A 12,326-nucleotide genomic window follows, 5' to 3' on the forward strand; every position below is an offset into this window, starting at 1 on the left:
TCAGATCTCGCGGGCGGCGAGGCTGGCGCGCGGCCAAGGCAGGCAGATTAGCCCGGCAGTGAGGGCGCAGCCGGTTGCGGCTGCGGCGAGTGTCGCACCATATCCCCCCGTCGCGGCAATGAAACCGCTCGCCATGAAGCCTGCAAGGGCCACAAGCGACATGACCGCGGACAGGAAGGTGACTTCGGTGGCGGCCGCATCGCCATCGCCGGCGATCTTCAGGAACACCGTGTTCGATATCACGCCGAGCGCACAGATTGCCGAGAATATCACGACGACGGAGGCAAGTGCGCCGCCCCACTCTCCGGTCAGCCGGGTTGCGCCGAGCAGGCCGAGGGTGATCACGGCGATGACGGCCGGGCCACCGGCCATCAGTGTTCCGAGCGGGGTGCGGGTGCCGAGCCACCCGGCGAGCGGACCGGCAAGCGTGGCGGCAACGAGATTGCCCAGTCCGGCGGCGAGCCCGATCGAGGTCAGGTCGAAACCGAGATCGACAAGCCTGGGTTGGGTCATGGCAAACGCTACCGCGAGGCCGAACGTCGCCGGGGCGAGGGCCAGCATCACCGCCCATGCGTTGCGGTTGGCGATGATCCGCAGACCGCCGCTGCGGATGGCAGGTCTCTGCTCGGAGCCTTTAACCAGCATCAGTACGGGCAAAAGCGCGAAGCTGATGGCCGCAAGGCCCGCCAGCGAGGCGGTCCAGCCTATGCCCTGCACCAACAAAAGTGCGAGTGAACCGCCGATGATGTTGCCGACTGCCGTGCCCCAGCCGAACGCTGTCGCGCCCCAGGGCTTCTCAGCATCCCCCAGGACATCCGCCGAAAAACCGAGAATGACCGATCTCTGGGTTGCGGCAAATGCTGCAAGCAGCATGCCTGCGATCAGGATGCCGGCAAGGTTGCGCGCGGGATCCAGCACTGCCAGGATGACAAACAGCAGGCCGCTGCCGATCTGCGTTGCCACCAGCCAGAACCGCCGTCGCTCGATGCCCGCGGGCGCTCTGCGATCGACGAGCGGGGCCCACAGGAAGTTCACGGTGAAGGCGAAGAAGACGAGGCCGAAAAGCCCGAGCGTCTGAAGCGACGCCCCGTTCTGGCGTAGTACCGAAGGCACGGCACTATACAATAAGGAGACGGCAAAATACGGCTGGCACGACAGGAGCAGGATGAGCAGAAAACGCATAGCGGCGCTCAGAACTTGATCTCGACGCCGGCCCCGACAACTCGGCCGAGGCCCGGGCTGACCGCCTGTATGGTCGGCGTGTAGGACGTTCCAGCAAGCTCCACCTTGTCATCGAAGACGTTACGGCCGAAAGCATAGATGCTGAAGTTTTCCTTCTCCCAGCCGACCCGCGCATTAACGATGTGGTAGTTCTTCAGGTCGAAGCTGTTCGAGACATCGGCCGGCCGCCTTCCTCCGGTGAACTGGAATTCGGAGGTCGAGACGAGCTCGCCTTCAAGGCCGTAATCGTCCAGCGCCAGCCGATGGGTGAGGCCGAGCGAGCCCGACCACTCGGGGACACCCGGCAGCCGTCCGCCATTGCTTGCGCCGGAGGCGTCACCAGCATCGACATTGACGAATTCGGCGCGCGTGTAACCGACGCCGGCATGCAGTTCCAAGCCATCTGCAACCTCGGCGCGGGCCGAGGCTTCAAATCCCCAGGTCCGGTAGTCGAGTGCGGCGATGGCAAACTGGCTGGCGGTGAGATCGAAATAGTTCACATGGCCATTCTTCACGTCGTTGTAGAACACCGATCCTTCGAGCGTCAGGCTGCCGTCGAGAAGCGTGTGACGGGTGCCGATCTCATAGGTCCAGTTGGACGAGGGCGGGTAGGAGGAGACAGCCTGCCCGTAGACGGCATCGATGTTAAAATAGGGGAAACCGGGGCCTGAATGTCCCTGTTTGACCGAAGCGTAATAGAGGTGTTCTTCGCTGGGTTTGAAGCTGAGGGTCAGGCCGCCGGCGAGATAACCGCCATCGGTCTTGCCGCTTTCGGAAAAGTAAGGGACCGTGCCGGCAGCACCGTTTGAAACGTAATAGCCGTCGCGGGATACGCTTTCATATCCGGCCCTTAGGCCGGGCGTCAGGAAGACGGTGTCGGTTAGCGGAATGTCTATTTCGCCGAAGACGGAATAGTCCTGCAGGTCCAGCTTAGAATCGTAGAGTCCGTTCTGCGTCACTCCGAACGAGTTGGAATTCGTGCCGTGATGATGGAAGCGGGAATCGTAGACGCTGATGCCGCCCGTCCAGCGATACTCGTCGCCTTCCTTGGAGGAGGCCCGCACCTCGCCCGACCAGGCCTTTTCCTCGAACCGATAGTCGGTGCAATCGCTGCAGGTGGTGGAGGAAAAGGCGGTGGCCGGCAGTCCAAACATCGGGCCGTAGATCAACCCATCGGTATTGTCGGAATCCATGTACGAAACAATGTTTTGGTAGCCGAGCGTGCCCGTTAGGTCGAAGGCGTCGAACTCGTGCTTGATCTCAATGCTGCCAATGCCGAGGTTGCGATCGAAGCCTAGCGGCTTGTCGAGCATCACAGCCGGATATTGGGAACTGTCGCGCAGGATGTAGTTGAACGTCTTGCGCTCGTCCCGTTCGAAGTAGCCTGTCGCCGTGATCGTAGTGTTGTCGCCGGCAAACCAGCGCAGCGAACCGCGACCGGCGGCAATATTTCGGTCGGGCAGGTCGGAACCGTCGGTGAGGTTCTTCACGTCGCCCTTGCCGCCGGTGAGCCGGATGGCGCCGCGTCCATTGAGGACGTCGGGCAGGATTTCTCCACCGGCGATCAGGTCGGTCAAGTATTCATTGTTGCTTCCGTATTCGCCGCGCACCCTAATGTCCCGTGTACCGTCTGGCTCTCCGGTGACGATGTTGATCGTGCCGCCCTGCGATGCCCGTCCGAACAGCACGTTCTGCGGGCCGCGCAGCACTTCGACTCGGGTGACGTCCAGATATTGCTGGCTGCCCGAATACATCGATATCGGCATGCCGTTCTGGGCATAGCTGATGGTGGAATCGAAGGGGTTCATCGGGAAGCTGAGCGTGCCGACGCCGCGGATTGCGCCGAAGGCGAACAGCGGATTGCCGACATCGTTGACATTGTAGTTCGGGATGTTGCGCGATACGTCGACTGAGGCATTGGACGGGCTTTCGAGCATGATGGTCGCCGAACTGGCAAGGCCGACACTGACGGGTACGCTGGAGATATCTTCCGCATCGCGGCGCGCGGTGATGGTGATCGGCTTCAGCGTCGTGGCATCGGATCCAGTGTCGGCGGAGGTCTGCCCGGCCTCCTGCGCCCACAGCGGCGATGCCGAGCCAACAAGCGCTGCGACGGCGACGGACGCGAGCAGCAACTTTGCGCGCTCCAGGTTCTGATCGTGTTGGCGATGGAAGGTGTGACCGCGCATGATGCCCCCGAAATAGAAATCATGACAAGTCTGGTAGACTTTCGCTAGGCGAGGGACAATGCAATTGGGCGATGCGTCAGGCCAAGAAAACGATGCGAGAAGCCAAGGGGAACGCCCCGAACGATCTGTCCCTAAAAAAGATCGACATCGGGTGGCTATTTCAATTTTGTTTCAATGACTTGGGATTAACGCCGAAGCGACGACGAAAGGCGGAGGAGAAGTTTGTCGGATGCTGGTAGCCGGTGAGCCAGGCTGCTTCGGCAACCGACCAGCCCTCCCGCTCAATGCCGTGCCGAGCTCTCTGCAAACGTTTCTCCGCGAGAAAACCGAACACCGTTTGGCCGGTGAGCGCGTGGAATTTGGTTTTGAACGAGGAAAGGCTCATGCCGGCCTTGCGGGCAAGCTCTGTAAGGTGGTGCTCCTTTTCGAGGCTGGCTTCCAGATAGTCGCAGATCTGCTGGATCTTAGCCCGGTCGCCTCGAGCCGGCAGTTGGCCATGTCTCTGGTTCAGCCATTGGGCCAGAACTTCAAGCGCACAGCTTTCCGCAACCAGCTTGTCCGAAAGGCGGTTCAGCGAGCCGCGAAGCAGTTGGTTGGCGAGGGCACTGGTGCGTTCGGTGGCAGGCGTCAGGGCAAGCTGGGTGGATTGCGTGCGCCGGTCGATCTCGTCGGCAAGATCGGCGTCCATGATTGCCTCGGCCGACGCCTGGATCACCAGCAGTCTGTTTTGCTCGCCCCGTTGGGTCTCGGTCAGCAGGGTCATGGTGTCGGCGGCGGAAACTGCTGCGATCATGCCCGGGTCGAGGAAAAACGAGCGGCCATTGTCGAGCGCATAGATGAGGCGGCTGCCCGCAAGTGAGCAGATCAGAGTCGCGGAGCGCGTCAGCGTGCCCGTGCGGGTACTCTGCCGGAGGGAGAGCATTTCTGCGGTGCAGACCTGCAATCCGCTGACGAGCCGCCGGTCATGGACTGAGCCGCAGAAGGCGGAGCTTTCGTCCTGTTCGGCAGACGTCACAGTTCCCTGGTATCCCCAGCGGCGGGCAATATCCAGAAAATGCTGATCGTCGATATTCTGTCGCACTCACCCACCATTAAAAAGTGGAGTATAGTTATCATATTTAATGACGATATCAACCTTGATGATTTCCTCATTGCCGCGAAAATCACCGAGTTCGGCAGCCTGCCATGTGTGCGCAGGCCGACCCGCATGAAAGGTATTTACCACGGATATTTTAATCGTTTTCCAACGGTTCAACGACATTTGGGCAGGAGATGCCCGGTGTGTTCGGAACTGGCTCCGCGAAAGATCTCGACCTCAATTGTCTTACGGCTGGGCATGCGCTCAAGCTTGCAGAAGCCATTCGACAGCTTTTTTCCTCCGATTTGCCGAGCTTTTCACCATGAAAGCATGCACTTAGCTAGAAGCTACGAACCCGCCAACGGTTTGTGTCCTTTCATGAGCCTAACTCAGCATACGTGGTGTATTTGCGCAACATCAGCTGCAAAAATCATGAGCGTAATTATCCACAAATATGCCATCTCGCCCGTCACCTCGGATATTTCTACGTATTTACAGATAGTTATTTAGAATGCCTTTCCTCAGCCTCGTCTTCCTTAAGCTCTAGAGTTGAGGCAAATCCGATTGCGGTCGGTCCGAGGCAAGGGTAGGCCTCGCAGGCCCGCGTTCTGAGCGGGGCGTTTCGGGTGCGGGGTTATATGTCCGGTTGGCGCGAAAGAATTGGGTCTCTTTTCCAGACGCATCATCAAAAGATGGAATCGTTTCTCCGGCGTAAGGGGGCCAATGCCGATCTGGCGGCGGATCTGGTTCAGGACGTCTTTGCCAGAACGCTTGCCGCGGGGCCCCGCGCGAGTGAAACCGATGACGTCCGCGTTCTTTACGCGTCGGCGCGCAATGCAGTGATAGAGAGCCATCGGTCACAACGCCGGCGAGGCGATATTCTCTCCTCCCTTGTTCCCGAGCAGTTGACTTGCGATATTCCATCTCCAGAAGATCGGCTTGAGGCAAGGCAGACACTGAGAGCACTCGATATCGCGCTGGCGGAGCTTTCGCCGCGATGCCGCGAGATCTTTCTTCTCCGACGGGTCGAAGGGCTGTCCAACAGTGAGATTGCCCGGCGGCAGGGTATTTCCATCAACAGTGTCGAAAAACACATCGCTCGTGCACTTCGCCATTGCCAGAAATGCCTGGCGGGCGATCGCGCTAATTCCTGATTTTTTAGGGGGACGCGCACGGTATTTCCCTCCCCGCCCGTTATCCGTTAGAGAAGCAGGCTGACAGTGCTCCAGCCGGAGGTGGAGAGCGACGAGGCGATCGAGATGAGCGGCGAAGAACCGACAGATGAACAGCGCGAGGAAGCCGCACTCTGGCTCGCAAAGCGAACAGGCGGTTCGTTCGATCAGGCTGAAGCCAAAGTGTTCGATGACTGGCTGAACGCAGATCTGCGCCATCGCCGTGCATTTGACGACGTAAGGGTGCTCTATGCCCGACTGGAAGAGCCGGCACATCGCTTTGTCGCGGCCGCGCCGATACGCCGACGCATTATTGCGCGCCTGCAGCCGCGCTGGACTTGGCTTGTTCCCCCGCTTGCGGCAGGAACGGCCCTCTGTTCCATCGCTTGGCTGGCTCCGGATATCATGCAGAACTGGCAAGCAGATATCGTGACAGGCACAGAGATCGTCACCACGGTCGCCTTGCCGGATGGCTCAATTACTCGCCTCGGGGCAGACACGGCTGTCTCGCTCGAATTCCACGACGGGATGCGTCAGGTAAGGATTTTCCGTGGAGAGGCCTATTTCGAGGTCAAGCACGATGTTCCCGGGCGGTTCACAGTCCTCGCCGGGGCCGACAAGGTCCGAGATATCGGCACGAAATTCAACGTCGATCTGGATGGAGGACGGACCGGTGTGATCGTCGCCGAGGGTGCGGTCGAGGTCGCCGGATCTGATGACGCTACCGGCCTCGTTCTGCGGCAGGGTGACGAGGTTGCGATATTGGGCGGTCGTGTCGGCGCCGTCAGCAAGGTCGATACCAATATCGCATTGTCCTGGCTCGGCGGACGCCTCGTCGTACAGGGCGCCAAGGTCGAAAGTCTTGTCCGCGAACTGCAGCGACACTCTAAGGGAAGGGTGGTCGTCATCGGTGCTGTGGCTGACCGAACGGTCTCCGGAACGTTCTCACTCGCTGATGTCGATGGTTCCATTTCGACGATTGCTGATGCCGTCGGCGGTTCGGTCACCCGCATTGGTCCACTCCTCACCATCCTTCACTGAAATGCGGTGGTGTTAACCGCAATTTTTTTGCATCGCACAGACACGGCACCGATCATGTCGCCCGTTTTCATATCTGAGAGGCCGCTGGAGCGGTTTGAAGTATGAGAGCGTAGGAGCGAATAATGGGCGTGGGGCAAAAACTGACTGGCAGGCGCCGTAAGCTGGCTGGCATGCTGGCATCAACCGCAATTCTTGTCCTGACGGCCAACACTTCATTTGCGCAGCAGGACAGCAAGTCCGCCCGCATCGCAAGCGCTTCTCCCACGACCTATTCATTTGCGATTGCCGCCAAGCCCCTTTCTGCGGCGATTGCCGATGTCGGGGCGATGAGTGGATGGCGGATCGCCTACGCATTTGCATTGCCCGCCGGGGCACGCAGCCAGTCCGTCTCCGGCACGATGACGGCTCCTGAAGCGATCAGCCGCATACTTGCCGGAACCGGGCTGAGCTACCGAATTTCGGGAGCGCAGTCGATCGTACTGGTCGATCCGAAGCAGCCGGCATCCGGCGAAGACGCCGATGGAGCCGGTGCGACATCACTCAAGCCGATCGTTCTGCACGCCGAGTCCCCCTATCCCAGCGATCCCTATGCCGGGATTGATAACCCTCCCACGAGTGTGGGCTCGAAAACCCCACTCGCCTTCAAGGAGCTTCCTCAGACGGCTGACGTCGTCACGCAGAAGCAGTTGAAGGAGCAGAATGCGAAGACACTCGACGAGGCCCTTAAAATGGCTCCAGGCGTCACGGTTTTCCAGAGTGATGCCGACCGCGTACAATATTACAGCCGGGGTTTTCCGATCTCCTCGATGGAGATAGATGGCGTGCCAGTGGTGATGAACCCCAATATGTCCGGCACCGCCAGCACCAATGCGCCCAATCTCGCCATGTATGACCGCGTGGAGGTCCTTGATGGCCCTGCCGGCTTATACAGTGGTTTTGGTAACCCTGGCGGCACATTGAATCTGGTTCGGAAGCGTGCGCCTGATCATTTCCAAGCATCGGCCGAAGCAACAGGCGGTACGCGCGACATGCTGTTCGGCACGGCAGACATCGGCGGGCCGATCAATCCCGAGGGTACGGTGCGCGGTCGCTTCGTTGCCAGCGGAGGCACCCAGGACCTCAACATGGATGGCCGCTGGCGGCATGATCAATCCTATTACGGGACGCTCGAGGCCGACCTCACTCCGGATACACTGGCACGTCTCGGCGTCAGCTATTCACGCCGTGATACGAACGAAGGATGGGCGAACAAGACACCCGTTTATTCCGACGGTACTCCTGTCGCTGGGCCGTCGAGCTATTTCGGCACATCCTGGAACCATGACAGCTACAAGAGCACCGATGTGTTTGCGAGCGTTGAACACACGTTCGAGAATGACTGGAAACTCTCGCTAAACGCCGATTACGGGCACAATGACGGGAGCATCTATTCGGGGCAATTCTTCACCGCCATCGATCCGACGACAGACACAGGCATATTCGGCACGACCAACAAGCAGATGGTCGAAAATAACGTTAGTTTTGACGCCAATGTCAGCGGTGACTACGACTTTCTGGGACGGCAGTCGCAGGCGACGTTCGGCGTCAACTACAATCACATGAACAACAAGACGACGACCTATTATGGAAGCGGAACGACCAGTGCGGAACAATTCAACTGGGAGACGGTGAACGTCTTCGACTTCTATTACCCGCAGCAGACCTTTCTCAAGACGCCCGCGGACACGACCGCCTCGACCACTGTGTCCAGCCAAACTGGCTTATACGCAAACACAAGGGTGAAGCTTCTTGATCCACTGACATTCGTCGTTGGCGGCCGGTTGTCGTGGTACAAATACGAGGTTACGCCAGATGCGACCTACAATTCGGTCAATGCTGCCGCGAGCGAAGGCAGCTACGATCGGAAGTTCACGCCCTACGCCGCTCTGATCTACGATATCGATAAGACCTACTCGGTCTATACGAGCTACACATCCATCTTCCAGCCGCAATATTACCAGGAAAAGTCAGGCGATCTCGTCAAACCGATCGAGGGCAACCAGTATGAGGTCGGCCTGAAGGGGACCTATCTCGACGGCAAGGTGAACACCTCGATCGCTCTCTTCCGCATTGATCAGAGTAACCGCTCGATGCTTGACCCCTCTGATGCCAGCAGCACCTACTATATCGGAACCGGCAAGGCCCGAACCCAGGGCATCGATCTTCGGGTCTCCGGGGAAATCGCGGACGGCTGGACATTGCAAGCCGGCTATACCTATAATAACAGCAAGTATCTGGACACGACCAGCCTCGACTCCACCGCGTCGGGCTTTACCCAGATTGCGCCACGGCATTTGTTCAAGCTCTGGACAAACTATCAATTGCCGGGTCAGCTCAATCAGTGGGAAATTGGTGCTGGCGTGAATGCTGTCAGCGAACTCTACTATGGATCTGGTACGTCCAAGATTGTCCAGAAACCTTATGCGACAGCGGACGCCCGCATCGCATATCATTTCAATGACAAGACCACCCTGGCGTTGAACGTCAGCAATCTGTTCGACAAGGTCTATTATCAGCCGATCTTGAACGGCGTCGTCTATGGCGATCGTCGCAGAGCGATGCTGACGCTGAGCGCGAAGTTCTAGCCGGCCATGGCGTCCGTGCGGAAATCCCAAGGTCTGCGGGCCGAGGTCGTGACAACAGGCAAGCTCGGGAGGCGAGGTTTCCTCTCCGGCATGCTTTGTCTGGCCGCATCTGACGCCTTCCCGCAAGCGAAAACGCCACCGAGCCGCGTCGCAACGCCCGACCGTGCTGCGACGCAGACGGTGCTTTCACTTGGCGTTCTCCCGGCGGTCACAGTCGCTCCCCAGTTTTACCGCGGCATGGGAAGTACGCCGCAGCTACCTTCCGGCATTCCCAGTTGTGGTGATCCGACGGAACCAAATCTGGAAGTGCTCCAGCGTTATGGCGTCGATCTTGTTGTAACCGGAACGATTGCGGCTGACGTGCAGGCTGTATTGCGACGGGTAGCGCCGGTTTTCCCGCTGGAGATCTATACTGGACAGGTCGCTGTTCTGGATCGGGCCAAGTCCGAGACTGCCCGGCTTGCCGATTTCTTACGCCTCTCCGCTCAGGGTAGGGCCGCTATCGACGCCGTCGACGATATTCTCACCACAGAGGCGGCCCGGATAGCAGGGCTCACTTGGCGGCCAATGTTTCTGGTGGGTCTGTCTCCTGATGGGCGCAACATGACCGTCTACGGGCGCAATAGCATCATGTACGATGTCATGGATCATCTGGGCCTCGAAAATGCCTGGACCGGACCGACCAATGCGTTCGGTTTCGCCAGCGCAGGCATCGAAGAGCTTGCTGGCCGGCCCGATGCAGAACTCCTGCACATCGAGTATGGCAGGATGACGGACGCGGCTCTCGCCAAGCTCGCAAGCAGCCCGTTATGGAATAGCCTGCCCATGGTGCGGGCGGGCCGTGTCTTCCGCATCCCACGTTTCGAAGTGTTCGGCGCACTGCCTGCGGCCCCGCAATTTGCCCGTCTTCTGACCGACACGCTGCTTGAGGCGTCGCGCACATGATACGATCGCCGTTCAAGCCAGAATCGCGCAGTTTGGGTCCGATGCGACTATCGGTGGTGCTGGGGACACTAGCCCTGTTACTCAGTGCCTTCTACCTGTCGCACATATTGCCACTGCAGCATGTCGGTGATGCATTGTTCGCGCCCGATCCGGCCGATACGGCGGCGCTTGTCTTTCACTTCTCCTGGCTTCCTCGGTTATGCATGGCTCTTATTTGTGGGGCAGGCCTTTCGGTAGCCGGCGCGACGTTCCAGCAGGTCCTGCGCAATCCGATTGCTGAACCCACGACGCTTGGTGTCAGTGCGGGAGCGCAACTGGCCCTGACAGTCGCAACTCTTTTTGCGCCTTCGCTACTGGTCGGGGGAACAGAGTGGGTGGCACTCGGCGGCGCATCGATTACCATCGCGCTGATCGCCTTGCTTGCCTGGCGAATGACCATATCCCCGACGGTCCTCATCGTTGGTGGACTGATGGTGACGCTGTACGCCGGTACGCTCAACGCCTTGCTGTCGCTCCTCTATTCCGATGATCTTGGCAGTGTTGCGATCTGGAGCACGGGCTCCCTGAACCAGAACGACTGGAAGGCGGTCGACTACCTCCTGCCTCGCATCTCGACTTGCGTCGGTGTTCTTCTCGCACTGATGCGCCCGCTGTCCATCGCCGGACTGGACGATGCACACGCCCGAAGCCTCGGCTTACCCATGGGGACGATCCGCCTTCTGTCGATGATCTCGGCTATGGCGCTCTCAGCGTTTGTTGTCAGTAGTGTCGGCGTCATCGGGTTCATCGGCCTGGTTGCGCCGGCACTTGCGCGTCTGTCGGGAGCCCGGCGGTTTGCAAGTCAGTTCATCTGGTCTGCGATCATCGGAGCGCTACTGCTTTGGACCACCGACCAGCTTGCACAGATTGCGTCGACAACGGGCTGGCGCGTTGCCACAGGCACGGCGACAGCTGTTCTTGGGGCACCGATACTTCTTTTGCTCCTGACGCGCGTGAAGTCCTCTGAAGCACAGGTGAAAAGCGAAGTACAGCGCCGGTCAGGGCGGCCGCTTCTCGCGCTCGGTATCGTATCGCTGGTCTTGTTTGCCGCTACCTTTCCCGCGGTCGATCTCGCTCAAGGGCCGGACGGCTGGGCATTCGAGAGCATCGGTGCGGCAACAATGTTTCTTCCCCTTCGTTTGCCGCATGTTGTCGCTGCGCTAAGCGCCGGAGCGATGCTGGCGGTCGCCGGGGGGCTGATGCAGAGATTAATCGGCAACCCAATGGCAAGTCCCGAGATTTTGGGAATTTCGTCCGGTGCGGCCGCTGCCGCATTGCTGTCTCTCTTTATTGTCCCCGTGGATTCGAGCTCGATGATGATTGCAGCTGGTCTTGGCGCGCTGCTGACGCTTATCGCCATCCTGGCGATCGGATACCGTAACGGCCTTCCACCCCAACGCTTTTTGTTGGTCGGGATTGCCCTCAATGCCGGTGTGGGCGCCTTTTCGTCGCTTCTTATCGCCAGCAACGATCCGCGCCTGCGGCCTGCAATGTCATTTCTGGCCGGCTCGACCTATGCTGTCGACGGCGCTCGCGCCTTCATGGCTGCGGGCATTCTGGTAAGCATACTGCTAGCACTGGCGGCTGCAGTGAGGTGGTTGAATGCCCTTCCGCTCGGCAAAGGCGCAATGCAGTCGATCGGGATGAACGTGTTCCGTGTCAGAGCTGCAATCGTTATCTTCAGCGCGGTTTTAACGGGAGCGGCGACCGTCATCGTCGGCCCGCTGAGCTTCGTCGGGCTGATGGCGCCGCATCTCACAAGACTTATGGGCCTGCAGCGGCCCACTGACTACCTTATAGGCTCGGCGATCCTCGGCGCGCTCATCATGCTGGTCGCCGATTGGCTCGGGCGCAACATCCTTTTTCCATCACAGGTCCCCGCCGGCCTCTTAGCGGCCTTCGTGGGTGGCCCCTATTTTCTCTGGCTTGTCAGGCGAAAAGCCTGAGATTTCAGTTTGCGATTGAGAGAACTTCGGTTCGTATCCCCTTCAAGACCACGTGACCTTGCTTACATCTT

At 59.3% G+C, this 12,326-nt stretch carries 9 protein-coding genes; 6 read left to right on the forward strand and 3 right to left on the reverse strand.

All coding sequences use genetic code 11. The features are described 5' to 3' along the window. The 3 genes from NCHU2750_RS21260 to NCHU2750_RS21270 all read right to left on the reverse strand — a co-directional run bounded on the left by NCHU2750_RS21260 (position 1) and on the right by NCHU2750_RS21270 (position 4,353). A complete protein-coding gene (locus tag NCHU2750_RS21260; protein WP_119943792.1) occupies positions 1-1,182 on the reverse strand; it encodes an MFS transporter in 1,182 nt (393 codons plus the stop codon). Between the two features lie 8 nt (positions 1,183-1,190). Further along, positions 1,191-3,410: a TonB-dependent receptor gene (locus NCHU2750_RS21265; protein WP_119943793.1), complete on the reverse strand. Its 2,220-nt coding sequence runs from the start codon at positions 3,408-3,410 to the stop codon at positions 1,191-1,193. A 160-nt stretch (positions 3,411-3,570) separates the two neighbouring features. Then, positions 3,571-4,353 (reverse strand): helix-turn-helix domain-containing protein, encoded by a 783-nt coding sequence (locus NCHU2750_RS21270; RefSeq protein ID WP_162939735.1) that lies wholly within the window; start codon positions 4,351-4,353, stop codon positions 3,571-3,573. Between the two features lie 111 nt (positions 4,354-4,464). On the opposite strand from NCHU2750_RS21270, the gene NCHU2750_RS30635 reads away from it, so the two are divergent. The 6 genes from NCHU2750_RS30635 to fhuB all read left to right on the forward strand — a co-directional run bounded on the left by NCHU2750_RS30635 (position 4,465) and on the right by fhuB (position 12,255). Next, entirely contained in the window at positions 4,465-4,998 is a 534-nt protein-coding gene (locus NCHU2750_RS30635) for a hypothetical protein (RefSeq protein ID WP_162939736.1), read from the forward strand. A gap of 128 nt (positions 4,999-5,126) precedes the next feature. After that, a complete protein-coding gene (locus NCHU2750_RS21275; protein WP_119943795.1) occupies positions 5,127-5,642 on the forward strand; it encodes an RNA polymerase sigma factor in 516 nt (171 codons plus the stop codon). Between the two features lie 66 nt (positions 5,643-5,708). Next, a complete protein-coding gene (locus tag NCHU2750_RS21280; RefSeq protein WP_119943796.1) occupies positions 5,709-6,701 on the forward strand; it encodes a FecR family protein in 993 nt (330 codons plus the stop codon). Between the two features lie 122 nt (positions 6,702-6,823). Then, the gene (locus tag NCHU2750_RS21285; RefSeq protein ID WP_119943797.1) at positions 6,824-9,325 is read left to right on the forward strand and encodes a TonB-dependent siderophore receptor; all 2,502 of its coding nucleotides are present in this window, start codon (positions 6,824-6,826) and stop codon (positions 9,323-9,325) included. Positions 9,326-9,373: 48 nt separating this feature from the next. Continuing rightward, a complete protein-coding gene (locus tag NCHU2750_RS21290; protein WP_162939737.1) occupies positions 9,374-10,270 on the forward strand; it encodes an ABC transporter substrate-binding protein in 897 nt (298 codons plus the stop codon). Beyond that, positions 10,267-12,255: a Fe(3+)-hydroxamate ABC transporter permease FhuB gene (gene fhuB, locus NCHU2750_RS21295; protein WP_119943799.1), complete on the forward strand. Its 1,989-nt coding sequence runs from the start codon at positions 10,267-10,269 to the stop codon at positions 12,253-12,255. The genes NCHU2750_RS21290 and fhuB overlap by 4 nt, the downstream gene beginning before the upstream one ends. Positions 12,256-12,326 lie beyond the last annotated feature (71 nt).

The organism is Neorhizobium sp. NCHU2750 (assembly GCF_003597675.1).
Classification (GTDB): domain Bacteria; phylum Pseudomonadota; class Alphaproteobacteria; order Rhizobiales; family Rhizobiaceae; genus Neorhizobium.

Bases quoted from the DNA above. Each gene is read 5' to 3' on its own strand.
- NCHU2750_RS21265 (WP_119943793.1), bottom strand. From the start codon at position 3,410: ATGCGCGGTCACACCTTCCATCGCCAACACGATCAGAACCTGGAGCGC.
- NCHU2750_RS30635 (WP_162939736.1), top strand. From the start codon at position 4,465: ATGCTGATCGTCGATATTCTGTCGCACTCACCCACCATTAAAAAGTGG.
- NCHU2750_RS21285 (WP_119943797.1), top strand. From the start codon at position 6,824: ATGGGCGTGGGGCAAAAACTGACTGGCAGGCGCCGTAAGCTGGCTGGC.
- NCHU2750_RS21260 (WP_119943792.1), bottom strand. From the start codon at position 1,182: ATGCGTTTTCTGCTCATCCTGCTCCTGTCGTGCCAGCCGTATTTTGCC.
- fhuB (WP_119943799.1), top strand. From the start codon at position 10,267: ATGATACGATCGCCGTTCAAGCCAGAATCGCGCAGTTTGGGTCCGATG.
- NCHU2750_RS21275 (WP_119943795.1), top strand. From the start codon at position 5,127: ATGTCCGGTTGGCGCGAAAGAATTGGGTCTCTTTTCCAGACGCATCAT.